At 55.9% G+C, this 21,099-nt stretch carries 21 protein-coding genes; 11 read left to right on the plus strand and 10 right to left on the minus strand.

The window, feature by feature from the left end; genetic code table 11:
* Window positions 1–66 precede the first annotated feature (66 nt).
* Window positions 67–393, plus strand: coding sequence for a sulfurtransferase TusE (tusE, locus tag ACL2XP_RS18235; RefSeq protein ID WP_413734422.1), 327 nt, complete (start codon window positions 67–69; stop codon window positions 391–393).
* Between the two features lies 1 nt (window position 394).
* Here tusE and yccX read toward each other — a convergent pair whose 3' ends face one another.
* Window positions 395–673 carry an acylphosphatase gene (yccX, locus tag ACL2XP_RS18240; protein WP_413734423.1) on the minus strand — a complete coding sequence of 93 codons (279 nt, stop codon included), beginning with the start codon at window positions 671–673 and terminating at the stop codon, window positions 395–397.
* Window positions 674–761: 88 nt separating this feature from the next.
* Here yccX and rlmI point away from each other — a divergent pair, with 88 nt between their 5' ends.
* Both rlmI and hspQ read left to right on the plus strand, forming a co-directional pair.
* Window positions 762–1,952, plus strand: a complete 1,191-nt coding sequence (gene rlmI / locus ACL2XP_RS18245; protein WP_413739217.1) for a 23S rRNA (cytosine(1962)-C(5))-methyltransferase RlmI — start codon at window positions 762–764, stop codon at window positions 1,950–1,952.
* Window positions 1,953–2,118: 166 nt separating this feature from the next.
* On the plus strand, window positions 2,119–2,436 hold the full coding sequence (gene hspQ, locus ACL2XP_RS18250) for a heat shock protein HspQ (protein ID WP_413734424.1): 318 nt from the start codon (window positions 2,119–2,121) through the stop codon (window positions 2,434–2,436).
* An 84-nt stretch (window positions 2,437–2,520) separates the two neighbouring features.
* On the opposite strand, the gene ACL2XP_RS18255 is transcribed toward hspQ, so the two are convergent.
* Window positions 2,521–2,934: a CoA-binding protein gene (locus tag ACL2XP_RS18255; RefSeq protein WP_413734426.1), complete on the minus strand. Its 414-nt coding sequence runs from the start codon at window positions 2,932–2,934 to the stop codon at window positions 2,521–2,523.
* Window positions 2,935–3,113: 179 nt separating this feature from the next.
* On the opposite strand from ACL2XP_RS18255, the gene ACL2XP_RS18260 reads away from it, so the two are divergent.
* Together ACL2XP_RS18260 and ACL2XP_RS18265 are read left to right on the plus strand one after the other, a co-directional pair.
* On the plus strand, window positions 3,114–3,743 hold the full coding sequence (locus tag ACL2XP_RS18260) for a DUF2057 family protein (protein WP_413734428.1): 630 nt from the start codon (window positions 3,114–3,116) through the stop codon (window positions 3,741–3,743).
* Between the two features lie 95 nt (window positions 3,744–3,838).
* On the plus strand, window positions 3,839–4,297 hold the full coding sequence (locus ACL2XP_RS18265; protein ID WP_413734429.1) for a methylglyoxal synthase: 459 nt from the start codon (window positions 3,839–3,841) through the stop codon (window positions 4,295–4,297).
* A 33-nt stretch (window positions 4,298–4,330) separates the two neighbouring features.
* Here the strand turns inward: ACL2XP_RS18265 and helD are convergent, their stop codons facing one another.
* Window positions 4,331–6,385 carry a DNA helicase IV gene (gene helD / locus ACL2XP_RS18270; RefSeq protein WP_413734431.1) on the minus strand — a complete coding sequence of 685 codons (2,055 nt, stop codon included), beginning with the start codon at window positions 6,383–6,385 and terminating at the stop codon, window positions 4,331–4,333.
* A gap of 155 nt (window positions 6,386–6,540) precedes the next feature.
* On the opposite strand from helD, the gene ACL2XP_RS18275 reads away from it, so the two are divergent.
* Window positions 6,541–6,987, plus strand: a complete 447-nt coding sequence (locus ACL2XP_RS18275) for a YccF domain-containing protein (RefSeq protein WP_413734432.1) — start codon at window positions 6,541–6,543, stop codon at window positions 6,985–6,987.
* Window positions 6,988–7,008: 21 nt separating this feature from the next.
* Window positions 7,009–9,132, plus strand: coding sequence for a YccS family putative transporter (gene yccS, locus ACL2XP_RS18280; protein ID WP_413734433.1), 2,124 nt, complete (start codon window positions 7,009–7,011; stop codon window positions 9,130–9,132).
* A gap of 114 nt (window positions 9,133–9,246) precedes the next feature.
* Here yccS and ACL2XP_RS18285 read toward each other — a convergent pair whose 3' ends face one another.
* On the minus strand, window positions 9,247–9,852 hold the full coding sequence (locus ACL2XP_RS18285) for a TfoX/Sxy family DNA transformation protein (RefSeq protein WP_413734435.1): 606 nt from the start codon (window positions 9,850–9,852) through the stop codon (window positions 9,247–9,249).
* 201 nt (window positions 9,853–10,053) lie between these two features.
* Between ACL2XP_RS18285 and sulA the strand changes: the two genes are divergently transcribed.
* Window positions 10,054–10,572, plus strand: a complete 519-nt coding sequence (gene sulA / locus ACL2XP_RS18290) for an SOS-induced cell division inhibitor SulA (RefSeq protein WP_413734436.1) — start codon at window positions 10,054–10,056, stop codon at window positions 10,570–10,572.
* 351 nt (window positions 10,573–10,923) lie between these two features.
* Window positions 10,924–12,006 (plus strand): porin OmpA, encoded by a 1,083-nt coding sequence (ompA, locus tag ACL2XP_RS18295; protein ID WP_413734437.1) that lies wholly within the window; start codon window positions 10,924–10,926, stop codon window positions 12,004–12,006.
* 88 nt (window positions 12,007–12,094) lie between these two features.
* Here ompA and matP read toward each other — a convergent pair whose 3' ends face one another.
* Window positions 12,095–12,550 carry a macrodomain Ter protein MatP gene (gene matP / locus ACL2XP_RS18300; protein WP_413734439.1) on the minus strand — a complete coding sequence of 152 codons (456 nt, stop codon included), beginning with the start codon at window positions 12,548–12,550 and terminating at the stop codon, window positions 12,095–12,097.
* A 209-nt stretch (window positions 12,551–12,759) separates the two neighbouring features.
* On the opposite strand from matP, the gene ACL2XP_RS18305 reads away from it, so the two are divergent.
* Entirely contained in the window at window positions 12,760–14,511 is a 1,752-nt protein-coding gene (locus ACL2XP_RS18305; RefSeq protein WP_413734440.1) for an AAA family ATPase, read from the plus strand.
* Between the two features lie 64 nt (window positions 14,512–14,575).
* A complete protein-coding gene (gene fabA, locus ACL2XP_RS18310) occupies window positions 14,576–15,094 on the plus strand; it encodes a bifunctional 3-hydroxydecanoyl-ACP dehydratase/trans-2-decenoyl-ACP isomerase (RefSeq protein ID WP_413734441.1) in 519 nt (172 codons plus the stop codon).
* 58 nt (window positions 15,095–15,152) lie between these two features.
* Here fabA and rmf read toward each other — a convergent pair whose 3' ends face one another.
* The 5 genes from rmf to ACL2XP_RS18335 all read right to left on the minus strand — a co-directional run bounded on the left by rmf (window position 15,153) and on the right by ACL2XP_RS18335 (window position 21,099).
* Window positions 15,153–15,320, minus strand: coding sequence for a ribosome modulation factor (gene rmf / locus ACL2XP_RS18315; protein ID WP_162364658.1), 168 nt, complete (start codon window positions 15,318–15,320; stop codon window positions 15,153–15,155).
* Between the two features lie 265 nt (window positions 15,321–15,585).
* Entirely contained in the window at window positions 15,586–16,155 is a 570-nt protein-coding gene (gene pqiC / locus ACL2XP_RS18320) for a membrane integrity-associated transporter subunit PqiC (protein WP_413734442.1), read from the minus strand.
* A complete protein-coding gene (gene pqiB / locus ACL2XP_RS18325; protein WP_413734443.1) occupies window positions 16,155–17,795 on the minus strand; it encodes an intermembrane transport protein PqiB in 1,641 nt (546 codons plus the stop codon). The genes pqiC and pqiB overlap by 1 nt, the downstream gene beginning before the upstream one ends.
* Window positions 17,782–19,050, minus strand: a complete 1,269-nt coding sequence (gene pqiA / locus ACL2XP_RS18330) for a membrane integrity-associated transporter subunit PqiA (RefSeq protein ID WP_413734445.1) — start codon at window positions 19,048–19,050, stop codon at window positions 17,782–17,784. Before pqiA ends, pqiB begins: the two co-directional genes overlap by 14 nt.
* Window positions 19,051–19,173: 123 nt before the next feature.
* Window positions 19,174–21,099 (minus strand): ABC transporter ATP-binding protein, encoded by a 1,926-nt coding sequence (locus tag ACL2XP_RS18335; RefSeq protein WP_413734447.1) that lies wholly within the window; start codon window positions 21,097–21,099, stop codon window positions 19,174–19,176.

Consider the following 21,099-nt stretch of genomic DNA (forward strand, 5'->3'; position numbering starts at 1 on the left):
TTTGCTAACATAGCCGGTTTGGCGACAGCGCCCGGCTAACTGAACGCAGGGCTTGCGGGGGAGCGGATGGAATATAACGGCGTAGAGATAGAAACCGACGCGCAGGGTTACCTGAAAGACAGCGCGCAATGGCACGAAGCCCTGGCCGCCGCGATTGCGCGATCCGAAGGCATCGAGTTAACCGAGGCCCACTGGCAGGTCGTTCATTTCGTGCGGGATTTTTACCTGCAATACAATACTTCGCCGGCAATCCGCATGTTGGTCAAAGCCATGGGGCAAAAATATGGCGAAGATAAAGGCAACAGCCGCTATCTGTATCGCTTATTTCCTAAAGGCCCGGCTAAGCAGGCGACAAAAATCGCCGGGCTGCCCAAACCGGTGAACTGTATCTGACTCAGTGTCGAATCTCGAACCCGTCAAATTCCTTAACGCTTTTCGGTTCGGTCAGGACCCGCTCAATATGGGCGGCCCGCGGACCGCCCTGTTTTAACCACGCCAGCAATTCATCTACCTGTTCCGGTTCGCCGCAGGCCACCACCTCGACGCCGCCGTCATCCAGGTTGCGCGTATAGCCGGTCAACGCCAATCGTTTGGCCTGATGCTGGGTCGAGTAGCGAAAGCCTACGCCCTGGACCACGCCATAGACATAAACGGCGGTGCATACCTTAGACATCTTTTACTCCTTCGTTGGCTAATATTTGCATTTGCCTGCGCTTATTCGCAGAATGGCGCTCTTTCTCTCTGGTTTAGTATAATTCATGATGACAAAACGTCTCTTCCTTGCAAAAGGCCGCGAAAAATCCTTGCTCCGCCGACACCCCTGGATTTTCTCCGGCGCGGTGCAGCGTCTTGAAGGTAAACCGCAATCCGGCGAAACCATCGATATTTGCGATGACAAAGGTAATTGGCTGGCGCGGGCCGCGTATTCCCCCTCCTCGCAAATCCGCGCACGCGTCTGGTCCTTTCAGGCCGATGAAGACATTGATGTCGATTTTTTTGTGCGCCGCCTGACCACCGCCCAGCGCTTACGGGATGTGCTGGCCGCCAGAGACGGGCTGGATGCTTACCGGCTGATCGCCGGCGAGTCCGACGGACTGCCCGGCATCACCATTGACCGTTACGGCCGTTTTCTGGTACTGCAATTGCTGTCGGCCGGGGCGGAATACCACCGGGCCGCGCTGACATTGGCGCTGCAACAGCGCTACCCCTCTTGCTCCATCTATGACCGCTCCGATGTAGCGGTACGGAAAAAAGAGGGACTGGAACTCGCCAGCGGCGTGATTGTGGGCGAAACGCCGCCGGAACTGCTCAGCATCCGCGAGCATGACATGGCTATCCAGGTGGACATCACCCAGGGGCATAAAACCGGCTTTTATCTCGATCAGCGCGACAGCCGCCTGGCCGCGCGCAAATATGCCGCCGGACGCCGGGTACTGAACTGTTTCTCCTATACCGGCGCGTTTTCCGTGTCGGTGTTAATCGGCGGCTGTAGCCAGGTACAAAGCGTCGATACCTCCCAGCATGTGCTGGATATTGCCAAAAGTAATATTGAACTGAACGGGCTGGATCTCGCTAAAGCCGAATTCGTGCGTGAAGATGTGTTCCAGTTGCTGCGCAAATACCGCGAACAGGGCCGGCAGTTCGATATGATCATCATGGACCCGCCCAAATTTGTGGAAAATAAAAATCAGTTGGCCAGCGCTTGCCGCGGTTATAAAGATATCAATATGCTGGCGATGCAGCTATTGGCGCCGGAAGGGATTTTAATGACCTTCTCCTGCTCCGGCCTGATGACCACCGATTTGTTTCAGAAAATTATCGCCGACGCCGCGCTTGATGCCCACCGGGATGTGCAGTTTATCGAGCAGTTCCGCCAGGCAGCGGATCATCCGGTAATGGCGCCCTATCCGGAAGGGCTGTATTTGAAAGGCTTCGCCTGCCGGGTGATTTAATTCGCCGCGGCCCCCCTTGATATTGCCCATTTATCCCCCATATTTAACACAAGGCAGTATTAAGGCGCCGCCGGCGCCGCTGAGTGCCGGTTTGGTGCTGCTGCTGGGCGTAATCAGTAGGGGTACTCGAAGGGTGCTCATGGTACTACATCGCGGGGGTAGAGTTATGATTGCCAGCAAATTTGGGATTGGCCAGCAGGTTCGCCATAAACTTTTGGGCTATTTAGGCGTGGTTATCGATGTCGATCCTGAATACTCTTTGGAAAAGCCGTCAGTGGATGAAATCGCCGCTGACGACAAGCTGCGCGCCGCGCCATGGTACCATGTCGTAATGGAAGATGACGAAGGTAAACCGGTGCATACCTATCTGGCTGAAATACAGTTGGGTTACGAAGCGACCCCGGTCCATCCTGAACAACCGACCCTGGACGAACTGGCGGAATCAATTCGCCTGCAGCTTCAGGCGCCGCGCCTGCGCAACTGATCGCATAAAACCCGGCGGGCAGCGATGCCCCGCGGGTTAGCCGTTCACGGCGCGCCGGCGCCGTGCCCATACCTGTCGTAGCGTTTATTTCTCCAGTCCCAAGCGCGGGATTTCAATTTTCGGGCAGCGATCCATGACCACCTGCATCCCGATGTTTTTCGCCAGCACCGCCGCCTGTTCATTAATCACGCCCAATTGCATCCATATCACCTTGGCATCAATCGCTATGGCTTCCTGCGTCAGGTCATAGACCGCTTCCGAGCGCCGGAATATATCCACCATATCGATCTTCACCGGAACCTCCGCCAGGCTGCCATAAACTTTCTGTCCCAGGATCTCTTCGCCCGCCAAAGTCGGGTTGACCGGGAACACCTGATATCCTTGCTGGAGCAAATACGCCATCACTCCGTGGCTGGCGCGGGAGGGATTATCACTGGCGCCCACCAATGCGATGGTTTTCACTGAGGTAAGGATGTCGGCAATGTCAGTATCGGTCATGACGTGTCTCCGGTTGGGTTAATAGCGTTAAGTGTATACCACTGCGGAAAAAAGCAGGCGAAACGGCCCCCGGCAAATGATGTCAAAATAAAAATAAGTGTGACTAAATACTACAATACACTTATTATATTCTGCCTATTTATTTGGTATGGCGTTTAGCGCGTTGACGAGGAGCGATAATGAATATCCTGCACGCCGCAGTGATCGGGATAAGTCTGGTTATCGGCCTTCCGGCGCTGGCGACAACCCTGCGGCTGCCGGACGAGATAGAACTGGTGGTGGTTGATGGCAAGCCCCTGGGCGGTACGCTGCTGCGGGGAGCGGATAGCCTGGAGTTGGAAAAAGGGCACCATCAGTTGGTCTTCGCCGTCGGCAAAGCGCGCGATAAATCCCAGACGCGACCCCCGGCCAATCCTCTGCCGCTGATGGTCGCCCTATTCCACACCCATAATGCCCGCCAGCTGAGTTTCAGGCTGCCCGCGTTAAACACTCCGGGCGAACGTGAAGCGTTCAGCCGCCGTCCGGCCATTGTCCTGGTGGATCAAAACGGCGCCGTCATCGATGCGACGTTCACGCAATTAAGTGCCGATGAATCCGCGGTCATGGCGGCGCTGGGCGGTTATAACCCCGGCCAGGCCGGCATGGCCGATCAAACGGCGACGGCCGCCGCTCTGCCGGGCAAAGCCGGCGTCGGCCAGATCGAACAAATGCTCAGGTTTTGGTTTTTACAGGCCGATAACGCTACGCGCGATCATTTTATCCAATGGGCGCAGCAGCACCGCCAGCAGCCGCCTGAAAGTAAACCGTAAAACCGACTTATTTTGCTGGATACCGGTTTAGCGCTTTGCAGTGAAACGGAGTTTCAGTAGTCTATAGATAGGCTATTTTATTCAAGGAAAAGGAAATGGAGTCAATTACCCGTACCATCGCAGTACGCAAACATATTGCCCTGGTTGCCCACGATCACTGCAAGCAATCGTTGCTGAATTGGGTCGAAAATAATAAAGATCTGCTGGCGGAGCATATTCTTTATGCCACCGGCACCACGGGTAATCTGGTGCAACGCAATACCGGCCTGCCGGTTCACAGCATGCTCAGCGGTCCGATGGGGGGCGATCAGCAGGTGGGCGCGCTGATTTCAGAAGGTAAAATCGACGTACTGATCTTTTTCTGGGACCCGCTCAATGCCGTCCCGCACGACCCGGACGTCAAGGCGCTGCTGCGATTGGCGACCGTATGGAATATCCCGGTGGCCACCAACCGCTCGACCGCAGATTTGTTAATCGCCTCGTCGTTGTTCAGCGGCGAAATCACCATTGAAATCCCCGACTATCAGCGCTATCTGTCAGAGCGGTTGCAATAAACGACGGCGGGCGGGGTCCCCTCCCGCCCGCGCTTAAGGCTTTTTGGCCTGCGGCACGCCCAGGCGCGCCAGCGCATCGATAAATACCGACGGATTATCGTCATTCTGCAATAACCATACCTGCTGTTTTGCCCGCGTCAGGGCGACATACAGCAAGCGGCGCTCTTCGGCGTCGGGAAAATTCTCCGGCTGCGGCAACAATACCTGTTCAATAACCGATTCGCGCGCCGGGGCCGGAAATCCGTCCTTGCCCGCCGACATGCCGATGATAATCACGTAATCCGCCTGCTGCCCCTTGCTGCCATGCATGGTCATAAAATCGATATTCAGGGTTGGCCAGCGGGTGGCCGCCTTATCCAGCAGCAACGGGCGCAAATAATGATAGCGGGCCAGCACCAGTATCCGCTCATCCGGGCGCGCAAAACCGCTGAGTTTATCCAGCAGTGCGTCCAGCGCATCGTCCGGCAGGATCAAAACCGATTTTTTGTTGCCTTTGACCAGGCTATTGAGCGGCTTGTTGAGCTGATGAGGATTTTGCTGGATAAACGCGTTGGCGATTTCGCCGATACGCTGGTTAAAACGATAGGTGGTATCCAGCGCGCATTGGGCGCCCGGGCCAAAACGGTCATTAAACGATGTGGTAAGGGATAACTCCGCGCCGCTGAAACGGTAAATGGCCTGCCAATCATCACCCACGGCAAACAGGGAGGCGCGGCGATTTTGTTGATGCAGCGCGTCCAAAAGCCGGGCGCGCTGGGGGGAGATATCCTGGTATTCATCAACCAGGATATGTTTCCACGGACTGATAAACCGGCCTTTTTGCAAAATATCCACCGCCTGGTGGATAAGACCTGAAAAATCCACCGCGCCCTCGTCTTTTAAGGCTTGTTTCCAGGCCTTTAACAGCGGCGATAACAGGCGGATGCGTTTGGTAAACAGTTCGCGCACGTCTTCCGGCGCCTGTTCAATCATTTGCGCCTGGCTGCCGCCATGCATGCGCACCAGGCCGACCCAGCGCTCGATGCGGGCCGCCAGGCGCTGCGCCAGGCGATCGTCCTGCCAGTAATCGCCTTCGGGAACGTCCCAAGCCAGCTCATCGGTAATCCATTGGCGCCAGCCTTTGGCCTGGACTTTTTTTTGCGCGCATTGTTCGCGCCAATGTTTGATCAGCAGCTCGCGCCGCGCCCGGCTATCGGTTTCAAGGTTGCTGATCGTCGGCGCTTTTTTACTGCCCTGGCGAATAATGAACAGCGCCAGGGCGTGGAATGTCCAGGCCTTGATGCCCGTCACCTGCAAACGCGCGCGGATGCGTTCGTCCATTTCTTCCGCCGCCTGGCGGCCGAAGGCCAGCATAAGAATTTGCTCCGGCGCGGCTTCCCGGCGGCGCAATAACCAGCCGGCGCGGGCCACCAGCACCGATGTTTTGCCGCTGCCGGCCCCGGCCAGCACCAGCAGGGCCTTCTCGCCGTTAATTACCGCACGGCTCTGCGCCGGGTTCAGCGGGGTGCTTTCAATGGAATTGAAAAAGTCCTGATGCTGTTCCAGCATCTGGTCGCTCCAACGCTGATTGCGGTCAGCCACCAGCGCCGGCCCCTGCTCCAGCCATTGCAGGCAGCGTCGGTACGGGTCCCGGCAGGCGTCAAACTCTTCCAGGCGCGACAACGGCAGCGGCAGGGCGCCGAAAGCTTCGCGAATACTCTCTTGCAACGCCGCCAGTTCGCTCAGTTGAAACCAGCCGTCGCGGGAGGTCATCTGTTCAACCGCCGTTACCTGCTGGCTCAGTACCGTGGCGCAAATAGCGCTCATTTCCCGGCTCCACTCTTGCCAGGATTTTTGCAAAAAATGATGGAACCGCTGGGTTTCCTGCCATTCGGTACCGTGCAGGCGCACCACCTTGTCCTGCGGCAGAACAAACTCCAGTTCACCCCAGACAATTCCGCGCTTACAATGAATGGCGATGATTTGATTAAATGGAATAAGGTATTGGTGCTTATCGCCGCTGACCTCGACGCCGGCGTGCAACAGCCGCACCCGGTTGTAAGGATGCTGCGCAAGATGCTTGCCAAACGAGGTCGATTTCAGTTCCATAAGATATGCAGGGATTCCGTGTCGTTTATGCGTCAGGACGTAGTGTACCCATTTTAACTTGTTCTGCTCCAGCCTGGAATTCAGGGTAGACTAGCCGATATCCTTTAAAGGAAATAGCGTTAACTTTTACACTTTGGCATCACACTTAGGGAATTATGCGTACATTACTTAATATCGTGAATTTTATCCTGGGCGGCTTCTTTACGACGCTGGCCTGGCTGCTGGCCACCTTGCTCAGCATTGTGCTGATTTTCAGCTGGCCGTATACCCGTTCCTGCTGGGAGATAACCAAACTCGCCCTGCTGCCCTTCGGCAACACCGCCGTGCATGTGCATGAGCTCTATCCTGAAAATCGTAACGCGGTGACGTCATCGGCCGGTACGGTGCTCAACGTGCTGTGGTTGCTGCTATTCGGCTGGTGGCTGTGCCTGTCACATATTGTCACCGGCATCGCTCAATGTATCACTATTATCGGGATTTTGCCGGGCATCGCCAATTTTAAGCTGGCGGTCATCGCCCTATGGCCGGTAGGACGCCGTGTGGTCCCGGTCGAACTCGCCGATCAGCTGCGCGCCCACCCGGATCGGCGTTTTTATCGTTAAATCCCTGATTAAGGAAATTGTGTGCCGACTTTCGCACCCGGATTTCGCCGTTTCGCGTTTAGCAGCCGCAGCCGCTATAACCTGCGGATTTTCATTTCGCTGGGCGGAGCGGCGGCGCTCCCCTGGTGGCTGGGCCTGCCGACGCTCACCATTCCGCTGACATTGGGCGTGGTCGCCGCGGCGCTGGCGGATCTCGACGACCGGCTGAGCGGCCGGTTACGCAACCTGGTGATTACGCTGGTCAGTTTTTTTATCGCCGCGGTCTCCATCGAGCTGTTGTTTCCTTATCCCTGGCTATTCGGCATCGGCCTGGCCGGTTCCACCTGCGGCTTTATTTTGCTCGGCGCGCTGGGCCAGCGCTACGCCACCATCGCTTTCGGCGCGCTGCTGATTGCCGTCTATACCATGCTGGGCGCCGCGATGTACCAGACCTGGTATCTGCAGCCGGCGCTGCTGCTGGCCGGCGCCATTTGGTATAACGTCCTGACCCTGCTGGGCCACCTGCTATTTCCCATCCGGCCGTTGCAGGATAACCTGGCCCGCTGTTATGCCAGCCTGGCGCTCTATCTCGACGCCAAAGCCAATCTGTTCGATCCGGATACCGAAGATGCCGACGACAGCGCCCTGATCCAGGTGGCGATGGCCAACGGCAACCTGGTGCAGGCGCTTAACCAAACCAAGGCGTCGCTGCTGACCCGTCTGCGCGGCGATCGAGGCCAGCGCGGCACCCGCCGTACCCTGCATTACTATTTCGTGGCGCAGGATATCCATGAGCGGGCCAGTTCGTCCCACGTACAGTATCAGCAACTGCGCGAGCAGCTGCGCTATAGCGACGTGCTGTTTCGTTTTCAACGGCTGCTGGCCATGCAGGCCCGCGCCTGCCATGCGTTATCGCAATCTATCTTGCTGCATCAGAAATATGAGCATGACGGCCATTTCGAGCGCGCGTTCAGCCATCTGGCCGCCGCCATCGAGCGGGTGCCCGTCCCGGCCCAGGTCAAAGCGCTCAAACATTTGTTAAATAATCTGCGCGCCATCGACGCGCAGCTGGCCACCATCGAATCGGAACAGGCTATCGCCCGCAACAGCCCGGAGGAAAACAACCTGGCCGACGACAAGCTGACGGGATGGAGCGATATCCGCCTGCGCATCAGCCGCAACCTCAGTCCCGAATCTGCCCTGTTCCGCCACGCCGTGCGCATGTCGCTGGTGCTGTGCGTCGGTTATGCATTTATCCAGCTAAGCGGGCTGCGCTATGGCTACTGGATATTATTGACCAGCCTATTTGTCTGCCAACCCAACTACCAGGCGACGCGCCGCCGGCTGGCCTTGCGGATTATCGGTACGCTGGCGGGCATTTTGCTGGGCCTGCCGATCCTGTATTTTGTTCCTTCCATCGAAGGGCAGATGATTTTGATCGTGCTCAGCGGCACGCTGTTTTTCGCCTTCCGCAACGTCCAGTATGCCCAGGCGACCATGTTTATCACCCTGCTGGTGATGCTGTGTTTCAATTTGCTGGGCGAAGGTTTCGACGTCGCCCTGCCGCGCGTATTCGATACTTTTGTCGGCTGCGCCATTGCCTGGGCGGCGGTCAGCTTTATCTGGCCTGACTGGCGTTTCCGCCGGCTGCCGGTGGTGATGAATAACAGCCTGACGGCAAACTGCCGTTATCTGGACGCCATCTTGGTGCAATACCATCAGGGTAAGGACAACCGGCTTGATTACCGGGTCGCCCGCCGCGACGCGCATAACCGCGATGCGGAGCTGGCATCGGTGGTATCCAATATGTCGGCGGAACCCAGAACGCGCAGCGAACTGCTGGAATCGGCATTTCGCCTGTTATGCCTTAACCACACCTTCCTGAGCTATATATCCACCCTGGGCGCGCATCGCGAACGGATGGCCGACCCGGCCCTGCTCAAAGTGCTGGACGACGCCGCCTGTTATATCGATGACGCCCTGCAATACCAGGAACAATTCGCCCTGCGGGTGGAACAGGAGCGCGAGCAGCTTATTGACCGTATCCAGGGAGTGCTGCCGGACCCGGAAGCCAGGGAGCAACTGGTATTGCAGCAAATAGGCCTGCTGCTGGAACTGCTGCCCGAACTGATTGCGCGCAAGCAGGAGATTGAAAAACAATTTTAAGCGGGGCGCCCTGCCACGCGGCCGCGGCAGGGCGGTGCCTGGATTTCCCCCGTATCGTCAGGACCGTTCCATGGCCTCAGGTACGCATGACCGCAGAAACGGCGACCCGCCGGGCTAACGGCAGGACAGGCGTTCGAACCAGGCCAGCAGTTCGCTGCGCTGGCCCTGTGACAAGGCGGCCAAATGCCTGCCCGATAGCGCCCCCTCCAGCGCGAACAGCACCTTGATGCTTAAATCCTGCTTAATGGCGCGTAATTTCAGGTAGCTGCTTTTGGCGCCATGGTTACGCAGCGCAGCGACGTCCTGAATCCCCGCTTTCCACAACAGCCGTTCAATGGCCTGCCCTATATTGGGCAAATCCTTCAACCGCGGGCAGGCCGCTTTAACGCTGATATGGTGCCTGGCTTCATCCAGGGAGTGGCGGGCCAGCGCCAGCAGCGTTTCGCCCGCTGCCCACAGCCGCTCGTCCACATGATAATAATTCAATGAAACCGGAATGCCCCGCTTGGTATAAATCAGCTTGCTCATCGCCTGGGCGAGGAACACCGGTTCGCTTTGCCGCGTACCGCGCAGATAAAGTTCATCGTCCAGGATCAGGCCAAACATGATTTTATTGGCGGCCACGCTATAGCCGCCGAACTGCGAGCGGGTGGTGATGACGCCCAGGGGGGAGAATATGGTTTTTACCTGTGAAATTATGTGATTATGTGGCGATTCCATCAACGGTTCCTTGTTATTTACGACGAATGCCAAGTCCTTGGCAGCCAATAAAAATACGGTATTTTCCGCCGGATTTTCAACTTAATCTCGGCCCACGCGCCATAAAGTGGCAATTCTGCGAGGACGATTGAATTTTTGGTTGATTTTCACGCCAATCCCGGATACTGTGTTTTTATACAGTTATCTAGGGGCGGACTCAAAATGCACACTTATGCTCATGCCACATCTTCTGCGTTGCAGCCAACCTCGTCCGACGGCGCGGCGGACAACGCGGAGCGTTCCAGGACCCAGTCCCTGGGCCAGGGTATTATCAGTGAAGTGGTTTATGATGAAGACCAGTCGGTGGTCGGGCATATTTTATTGCCGCTGCTGCGTTTGTTGGGCACGCAGTCGCGCTGGCTGTTATGGCTGACGCCATCACGCAAACTGAGCCGCCCCTGGCTGGAACAATCGGGCCTGCCGCTGGAAAAAATGGTGCAACTGCGCCAGCCCAGCGCATACGACAGCGTAGCGGCGATGGAAAAAGCGTTGCTGACGGGAAATTACAGCGTTATTTTAGGGTGGTTTCCGCAAGAATTGACGGCCGACGACAAGATCCGCCTGCGGGAAGCGGCACAGCATGGAGGCACGTACGGGTTCATCATGTACCCGCAAAATGAGGTTTGCCGCAAATCTGGACAGTTTTCGGGTCTAAAGATTCATTCTACTTTGTATCATTAAGTAAATTTAAGATTAATCTCAATAGGGGTATCAAAACCCCTGCCGGAACCGCCTGGAAACGGGGACAATCCAGTAGATACGCGGTTCCCCGCTACCTTCATCCTGCAGCGTTACTACAACTTTGCCACCGTTTAGTTCAATAAAATCTACACGAAACGCTGTTTTTTATTAGCGGCTTACTACATCTTACTTGTAAGTTTCCCACTTCGTTGTAGACTTTAATTCGCCAGGGCTGCTCTATAACGCCTTTTGAGGGCGATGTACAAACGCAGAGCATGGACACTGGCAATGGAATATTTAAATTAGCTTTAAGAGCTCATTGCCTATTTGGATGATAACGAGGCGCAAAAAATGAAAAAGACAGCTATCGCACTTGCAGTGGCACTGGCGGCTTTCACAACCGTAACGCAAGCCGCTCCGAAGGACAACACCTGGTATACGGGTGGCAAACTGGGCTGGTCCCAGTATCATGACACAGGGTTTTACGGTAACGGTTACGACAACCGTATCGGCAATGGCCCTACCCGCAACGATCAAATCGGTGCTGGTGCCTTTGTTGGTTACCAGGCTAACCCGTACTTAGGGTTTGAACTGGGTTACGATTGGCTGGGCCGCATGGCGTATAAAGGCAGCGTGGACAACGGTGCATTTAAGGCGCAAGGCATTCAGTTGACCACTAAACTGAGCTACCCGCTGACTGACGACCTGGACATCTATACCCGTCTGGGTGGTATGGTATGGCGTGCTGATTCCAAAGCGGCATACAACAACGGGGCTGGCGGTCGTCGGAACGACAATGACACCGGCGTTTCTCCTTTGGCAGCCGGTGGTCTTGAATACGCCGTTACCAAAAACTGGGCGACCCGTCTGGAATATCAGTGGACCAGCAACATCGGCGATGCCGGCACCGTTGGTACCCGTCCTGATAATGCCCTGGTCAGCGTAGGCGTTTCTTACCGTTTCGGCCAGGACGACGTAGCAGCACCTGCTCCGGCACCTGCCGCAGCTCCGGCTCCGGTTGTTCAGACCAAACGTTTCACCCTGCGTTCCGACGTGCTGTTCAACTTCAACAAGTCACAGTTGAAACCTGAAGGCCAGCAGGCTCTGGATCAACTGTACTCCCAGTTGAGCTCCATGGATCCTAAAGACGGTTCTGTTGTCGTTCTGGGCTTTACCGATCGCATCGGCTCAAACGAATACAACCAGAAGCTGTCTCAGGCTCGTGCGCAGAGCGTAGTGAGCTACCTGGTGTCCAAGGGCATCCCTTCCGACAAGATTTCTGCACGCGGCATGGGTGAATCTAACCCGGTCACTGGCAATACTTGCGATAGCGTGAAAGGCCGTGCTGCTTTAATCAGCTGCCTGGCACCGGATCGTCGCGTAGAGATCGAAGTGAAAGGTATCAAAGAAGTGGTAACTCAGCCGCAGGCTTAAGTTGTCGCTCTTTAAGTAAAAACCCCGCATCGCGGGGTTTTTTAATGCCTGCCGTTTACCCGGCACACCGCGGTTGCCCGCTCCGCGCTTAACTCTCTTCACCCAGAATGGCTTTTAAATCCTGTTTCAGCGATGACATTTGCGTCGCGTATTTCTCTTTGCGCTCCGCATCCTCCAGAAGATTGACGATGGTTTCCGACAAGGTATTGCCCCGGCGCTGCGCCAATGCCGCTAATCGCTGCCAAACCAGATATTCAAGATCGATGGATTTTTTGCGGGTATGCTGATGCTCGGCGTTAAAATGCCGTTTACGCCTGGCGCGGATCGTCTGCTTCATGCGATTTTCCAGCGCCGGATTCATATTGTCCAAGATCCATTGGGTGATATTTTCAGGCTGGTGTTCATAAAGCAGCAGCGCGGCAACGGCCTCTTCCGCGGCGCTGTCCTCTTCAAAGCGGGTGATCCGTTCACCTTCACGATGTTTTTTTACCAGATAAGTCCATTTCCATCCGGTTTCGAGATTTTCCAACTGCTGATATTTCATGATGCGTTCACCCGTGACCGTGTAACGTTAGCCTGATAATAGCAGTTTCTGGCCTAAAATCCCTAGCACTAGTATTATAACGGTTAGTTTTTAATCAATTGAAACGGGGAGGTACCGGGAATATTCACACAACGTAAGATGCGTGAGACTCGGGGAGGGAAATTCTTGTATAATCTACGTTTCCCTGTTTAGCGACGTTACCTACTACCTTGACCATTAAACAATTAGAATGGAAATATTTAATTCCCGAGCTTTCGCCTTTTGATGCGGTGTTTGCCCAACCCTACCAGCCAATGCCTGCACCTATGGATCTGTTGCAGCCTCGTTTGATGGATGGCCTGACTCAATTTTGCCACTCCCGGTCGCCCAGCCGCTTTATGCTGATCACCGCGCAGGAAGATGAGGAATATTTCCAGTTAATCACCGAGACGGTCAAACGGTTGCTGCCTGACACCGACAAGTTAGTCGGCAGCCGGTATATCATTACGGGTAATGGCGTCAGCATCCAGCCGGCAGCCAAGCGCGATGATAATTTCGCCAGCCGGGCTACGTGCCTGTTTCAGCCGTGGATCGAGAACGAGCAGCTGTTTGGCTGCGTCAGATGCTACCGGGACGTCATTGATTTACAGCCCGGCAAGATTCACGAAGCCAATGGCGGCGTGCTGGTCCTGGGCGCCAAGGCGCTGGTCAGCCAGCCGCTGATGTGGCTGCGCCTTAAGCAAATGATTATGCAGCAGCGTTTCGACTGGCTGGCGTTGGACGAAACGCGCCCGCTCCCGGTATCGATTCCGCCGATGCCGCTGGATCTGCGCCTGGTGATTATCGGCGATCGCGAGTCGCTGGCCGATTTAAACGATCTTGAACCGGATCTGACCAAGCTGGCGTTATACGGCGAATTTGAATCGGATTTAAAACTCCTGTCGCCGGAGGAAATGCAAAACTGGTGCGCCTATGTCAACAGCCTGCTGCACGGCCAGGGTTTGCCGCCGCTGACCGCCGAGGCCTGGCCGGAGATGATTCGCCAGGCGGTACGCTACAGCGGCGACCAATACCAGCTGCCCCTGTGCCCGCAATGGCTGACCCGCCGCATCAAAGAGGCCGCGCTGTACAGCGAGCAGGGCGTCATTAACGACGAAGCGCTGTACAACAGCAATCGCACCCGCATCTGGCGCGAAAGCTATCTTACCGAGCGTATGCAAGATGAGATATCCGAAGGCCAGATCATGGTGGAAACCGAAGGAGCGATGGTCGGGCAGGTCAATGCGCTGTCGGTGCTGGACTTTCCGGGGCATCCGCTGCCATTTGGCGAACCTTCGCGTATCAGCTGCGTGGTGCATCTGGGCGACGGGGAAATCAATGATGTTGAACGCAAAGCGGAACTTGGCGGGAATATCCATGCCAAAGGCATGATGATCATGCAGGCTTTCCTTATGGCCTCGCTGGAGCTGGATCAACAGCTGCCCTTCTCCGCTTCGCTGGTATTTGAACAATCCTATGGCGAAGTGGATGGGGACAGCGCCTCGCTGGCGGAATTGAGCGCCTTAATCAGCGCCCTGTCCGGCAAGCCGCTGGGACAGCACATCGCCGTCACCGGTTCGGTGGATCAATTCGGCCGGGTTCAGCCGATTGGCGGGGTGAATGAAAAAATCGAGGGGTTCTTTGCCTTATGCCAGAGCCGTGGGCTTGACGGTTCACATGGTGTGATCATCCCTACCGCCAATGTACGCCATTTATGCTTGCACGAAGAGCTGGTGGAGGCGGTACGGGAAGAGCAGTTCCATATCTGGCCGGTGGAGACCATTGATGAAGCGTTGGAATTGCTGACCGGGATACCATACGATCACGAGCAGAAACCCAATCTGATTGCTTCGATACGCGAGCGCATCGCTTATATTAATCAGCACGAACGCCTGCGTTTACCCTGGGGATTTCGCTGGCTCAATTGGTTCAACCAGAGCTGAGCGAAGGTCCGGGGATATGTATGTCAGTTAATGTGCGAGATTCATTGATAAAGGTTTAGATAACATGGTAGATAAACGCGACTCTTATTCTAAAGAAGATTTGCTTGCCTGTAGCCGCGGTGAGTTGTTCGGTAAAGAAGGCCCGCCGCTTCCCGCCGGCAATATGCTGATGATGGATCGGGTCGTTAAAATGACCGAAGACGGGGGTAGCCATAATAAAGGTTACGTTGAAGCCGAGTTGGATATCAATCCGGATATGTGGTTCTTCGGCTGCCATTTTATCGGCGACCCGGTCATGCCCGGCTGCCTGGGGCTGGACGCCATGTGGCAGCTGGTCGGGTTTTATCTCGGCTGGCTGGGTGGTGAAGGCAAAGGACGCGCATTAGGGGTCGGGGAAGTGAAATTTACCGGCCAGGTGTTGCCCAGCGCCAAATTAGTCACCTACCGCATTAATTTTCGCCGCGTGGTTAACCGCCGGTTGGTGATGGGCCTGGCAGACGGTGAAATGCTGTGCGACGGCCAGGTTATTTATACCGCCAGCGACCTGAAAGTAGGACTTTTTAAAGATACCGGCGTCTTCTAACGGCCGGATAATGAAACCTCCGCGAAAGCGGAGGTCAATCCCTTTGCTGACAGGATGATTACAAGGTAACCGACCTGTCCTCCATGGCCTTTCGCCAACCTCCCAACCAGTGAGACCGTGCATCTAAGGACTGAAAAGGACATATCTCGCTTGAGCGTCCGGATAATCCCGCTTGATAGCCGCGCGAATGTGCACGTTCAAGGCGATCTCGTTTTTGTCTCTTCATGCCGTGTTTCCCTCATCTTATTTGGTGGAAAGAAAACGGTAATCGCATTGCTGCAATTACTCTTTATCTTTAACGATAAAGAGGCAAAAGATCAATGCACCAATTCACAAAAGCGTCATATCAAAAACGCATAATACCCCTATTCTGGCCAAAACAGCCCCAGCGGTTCCCCGCATAATCCGCTGAATTTGCTCATAAACCAGCGATTGCCCCGCCACAGAAAAATACCGGGCCAAACGCCGTCCTTTTTTAGAACGTTTAGTTATTAACGCTGTAAGGAAATTTGCCTGGCCGCGGTTTGGCCCACCTGCTGCCACCCCTGAGCCAGGGTTCTGACCAAGGCGTCATAGCCATCTTCTTCCTGCTTGAGCGTCAGGGCAAACGGCGCGCGGGTGACCTGCTCTTTATGGGTAAACAGCCATTCCCCCTGAATCACCGCCCGGCCGTCATACCGGCCGTGGAAGCCGGTAATATTGATTTCCAGGGTATCTTGCTCCCCCTGCACCGGGCTGGCGGAGACCAGGGTTCCCGGCAGCGCATTGCTCAGGTTGGCGACCATGGTTTGCCGCAACTGTTGTTCCAGCGGACTGGCCCACAGGTTATTACTGGCCGTAATATAGCGTACGTCGCTGGACTGGTAGACCACGCCGCTGCCCGCCAGAAAATCCGATACATTGACGCGCGAAACCCAGATATGGCGCGCGGCGGTCGACGAAGGCGGCGGCGATACGCTGCTGCCGTCGGCCGCCACCGGCAGTTGATAATAATGTTTATTGTCGTTGCTGCTACAGGCGCCCAGCAACATGACCAGCGCCAGCAGTATCCCTTTATTCATTATTTGGCCCTCTTAGGCTTTGGATCGTTACCGTTATCGGCCTCGAAGACCAACGCATTGCTCTTATTATTCAGCGTCCGCAGTACCGGCTGGAGTTCGCGCAACACCTGATCGAGCCGCTGCATATTGTCCACCATCTTATTGTAAGCCGCTGAGCCGGGCTGGAAGCCCTTCATGCTGCTGTTCAGCTCGCGCAAGGTGCGCTGCATATCCTGCGGCAGTTGCTGCATCGACTGGCTTTCGGTAATCTGATTGACCGACTTGAGGGTTTTTTGCAGTTCGCGCAGCGTGTTCTGGCTTTGGGCCAGGGTGCTGGTGGCTTCATTAATCATCGGATTGAGCGGCAGGTTATTGATCTTATCCAACGTCAGCATCAGCTTTTGCTGAATTTGCGCCAGGCCGCCGCTGGTGGTGGGCAACACCGTATAACCGCTGACGCTTTTCATCCCTTCCCAGGGTTTGGCCTGCGGATAAAAATCCAAATCGACAAACAGCGAGCCGGTCAGCAGATTGGCGTTTTTCAACGTGGCGCGCAGTCCGCGATCCTCGGCCTCTTTAATCAGCTGATTAATATCGAAGCTAGCCCGCAGTTTGCCGATAAACCGGTCGGGTTCAATGCGGATCAATACCGGCACCTGATAATCGTCGGTTATCGACTGCTGGGTGGCGGTGGAAATGAACGGCACCTGGGCCACGGTACCCAGGCGAACGCCCCGGAACTCGACCGGCGCGCCAGGCTGCAGTCCGCGAATCGAATCATTGAACAGCAGCAGGTAATCTTTGTGCACGGTATACAGCGAGTCGGCGATATCGCTCTTGTTATCGAACAACTGGTATGTCTGGTGCTCCTTGGCATGCTCGCCCAAATCCCAGCCGGTCGGGACATCAAAACTGACACCGCCGCTAAACAGCGTGGTCAGCGACCCCATTTCCACCCGCATTCCCTGCGCCGACATGTCGAAAGCCACCCCGCTGTCCTTCCAGAAGCGGACGTTGGTGGTGACCAGGCTGTCATAGGGCGCGCTGATAAACAGCTGATACCGCATTTTGCGGCTTTGCGGATCGAAACGACTGATTTGCACCGTACCGACCCTGAAGCCGCGGAACAATACCGGGTCACCGGCGTTCAACTGTCCGGACCGTTCGCTATCAAGCTCGACGCGGATGCCTTTAGCGTCCGGCGACGCCAGCGGCGGCGCATCCAGCAGGGTAAAATCACTGGCGTCCTGCTCTTTGGCGCCGGGTTGCAGCTGGATATAGGCCCCCGATAACAACGTACCCAACCCCGAGATGCCTTCCCGGCCGATTTGCGGCTTTACCACCCAGAATGCCGAATCCTGGCGCAGTAGTTTTTCCATGCCGTTATTGATGCGCGCTTTGATTTCCACTTGCTGCAGGTTATCGCTCAGTACCACGCTTTCCACCAGCCCCACATCGACGCTGCGGCTTTTGATGGCGGTTTTACCGGCTTCTATACCTTCCGCGCTGGTGGTGGTCAACGTAATGACCTTGCCCTGGTGGCTGAAATGATAATAGAGAATCCACGCCCCGATCAGGACCGTGACTATGGGTATAATCCAGACCGGAGACCAGCGTTTGATTTTCTCGACCTGGGCGACGTCATACTTATTTTCCGTCAACGGTAGACTCCTTTTGCATTATTTTCTCCGCCCGATCCCAAATAAGACGCGGGTCGAACATTTGCGCGGCAAACATTGTAATGATAACCACCATGGCAAACAGCACTGCGCCGATGCCCGGCGTAATGCTCATGAGTTGTCCCATCCTGACCAGGCCGGAAAGCACCGCGATCACAAAGACGTCAATCATCGACCAGCGGCCGACGAATTCGACAATTTCATAGATAAAATGCATGCGATCGCGATCGGTGCCCCGCCCGCTCCCGGCGTCCCAGCATAACCAGGCCAGCGCGATCATTTTCAGGGTCGGCACCATGATGCTGGCGATAAAAATCACCATGGCCACCGGATAGGAACCGTCATCCCACAGCAGGATCACCCCGGCGATAATAGTTGAATTAAGTTTGCTGCCCAGCCCCTCGGTTATCATGATCGGCAAAATATTGGCCGGGATATACAGGATGATGGACGTGATCAGCAGGGCCATGGTCCACTGCAGGCTATTGTGCCGTCTGGCACGCTCGCTGGTATGGCAGCGCGGGCAGACGCGCTGGCCGGCCGGCAGAATCAGGGTACAGCAGCTACAGGCGCGTATTCCCTGGGACAAGCCGCTGGCGCCGACCCGCATGGCGGTGACCGGCGAGACGACCGGCATGATATTGTCCCATAACCAGCGCTGGTCAATGCATTGGAACGCCCGCTGCTGCAGCAGGCAAAACAGGCAAAACGGCAGGAAGCTGATCCCTACGCCGATATCGCCATAGGCCATAAGCTTGACAAAACTCACCAGCACCCCGGCCAGGAAAATTTCCGCCATGCCCCAGGCGCGCAGCGCAAACAGCGCCTTGGCCATAAAGGCCCGCAGGCGAAACGGCATGGGGATCTCGAAACACAGCAGGATAATGGCGATCATGCATAGGGCGGGGATGAATTGCACAAACAGCAAAAACAGGCTGGCAAGAATCGAAAAGTGATCGTCCACCATGATGCCGGGTATTTGCGGCAAGGTAATCTCGCGCCCGATACCGGACACCTTCATATTGACGAAGGGAAACAGATTGGCCAACACCAGCATGATGAGCGCGCTGATGGCAAACGTGACCGGCTGGGTACGGGGATTGGACCAGCGGCTGATCAGGGTATTCTTGCAGCGCGGGCACACCCCTTTCTGTCCGGAGGCGAGCGGCGGCAAGGCCACCAGCAAATCGCAATGGGGGCAAAGCACGTTTCTAGTTTGATGAGCCGGAGAACACATGCTTTTATCCTTATGGTCAGGCAATTTGCCCGTCGATATAGCCCGTCATCATGCGGGTGAATGCGCATGCCGTGGCGCCGGCCATCACGCCCGGCAAACGCCCCGGCCGGCCCTGGCGATCGGCTACTCTTTTGGACCGTTTTTTTGCGCTTCCAGTTCTTCCCAGCGGGCAAAAGCCTGCTCCAGCTCCAGCTCGGCGGTGGCCATAGCGGCGATGACCGACTGGGTCTTTTCATGGGACTGGCTGAAAAAATCCGCATCCGCCATCTGCGCCTGTAATGCGTTTATTTCTTGTTCCAGGCGTTCGATTTGCTGCGGCAGCATCTCCAACTCGCGTTGCAGGTTATAGCTTAATTTGCCGCCTTGCTTAGCATTAAGCGTTTTTTGCACTCTGGCAACGCTATTTTTTTCGGCCGCGGGCTGCGCCGGCGCGGTGGAGCGCAGCGCGCGCATGTTCCGGCGCTGGTTTTGCGCATCAAAATAGCCGCCGACAAAACTGCTGATCTGGCCGTCGCCTTCAAATATCCAGCACTCGGTGACCGAGTTGTCGACAAACTGCCGGTCATGGCTGACCAGCAGTACCGTGCCCTGATAGCTGTCAATCATTTCTTCCAGCAATTCCAGGGTCTCGACATCGAGATCGTTGGTCGGTTCATCGAGAATCAATAAGTTGCTGGGGTTTAAAAACAGCTTGGCCAGCAGCAGCCGGTTGCGTTCCCCGCCCGACAGCGCTTTCACCGGGGTCATGGCGCGTTTGGGGTGGAACAGGAAATCCTGCAGATATCCCAGCACATGGCGGGAACGGCCGTTAACCATGACTTCCTGCTTGCCTTCCGCCAGATTGTCCATGACGGTACGCTCGGGATCGAGTTCGGCGCGATGCTGGTCGAAATAGGCCACTTCCAATTTGGTGCCGCAATGAACGCGCCCGCTGTCCGGCGCAAGTTGGCCGAGCATCAGTTTCAACAGGGTGGTCTTGCCGCAGCCATTGGGGCCGATCAGGGCAATCTTGTCGCCGCGCTGCACCTGGGCGCTGAAGTTGCGCACCAATATCTTGTCTGCGATGCGGTAGCTGACATCTTCCATTTCAAAGACAATCTTGCCGGATCGGGTGGCTTCCTCGACCTGCATTTTCGCGCTGCCAATCACTTCGCGGCGTTCCGTCCGTTCCTGGCGCAGGGCTTTTAACGCCCGCACGCGGCCTTCATTACGGGTGCGGCGGGCTTTGATGCCCTGGCGTATCCATACTTCTTCCTGCGCCAGTTTGCGATCGAATTCGGCGTTTTGCAGCTCCTGGACCCGGAGTTCTTCTTCTTTGCCTTCCAGGTACTTGTCGTAGTTGCCCGGCCATGAGACCAATTTGCCGCGATCCAGATCGACGATGCGCGTCGCCATATTGCGGATAAAGGAACGGTCATGGGAAATAAAAATAATGCTGCCGGCGAAACTCTTCAAAAAGGTTTCCAGCCAGTCGATGGTTTCGATATCCAGATGGTTGGTCGGTTCATCAAGCAGCAGGATCTGCGGTTCACATACCAGGGCGCGGCCCAGCGCGGCTTTACGCAGCCATCCCCCCGACAGGGCCGATAACTCGGTATTGGCGGTCAGGCCCAGCTGTTCGAGCACTTCGTGAATGCGTTTTTCCAGGTGCCACAGATTTTGATGGTCGAGAATCTCCTGCAGGCGGCCCATTTCCATCAGGTTTTTGTCGCTGGGATCTTCTTCCACCAGATGCGATACCGCATGGTAGGCCTTAAGCGTTTCGGCCTGCGCCTGCACCCCTTCGGCGACAAAGTCATAGACGCTGCCGCTGACGTTGCGCGGCGGGTCCTGCTGCAAACGGGCGACAATCACATCCTGTTCGAAAATGAGCTGTCCGTCGTCCAGGGGCACTTCGCGGCTGAGGATCTTCATCAGGGTGGATTTACCCGCCCCGTTACGCCCTACCAGGCAGACACGTTCGTTACGTTCAATGTGAAGCTCGGTATTGTCCAGCAGCGGCGCATCGCTGAACGATAGCCAGGCGCCGGAAAGACTGATTAATGACAT

The sequence above is a fragment of the Sodalis sp. RH21 genome (assembly GCF_047324175.1).
Taxonomy (GTDB): Bacteria; Pseudomonadota; Gammaproteobacteria; order Enterobacterales; family Enterobacteriaceae; genus Acerihabitans.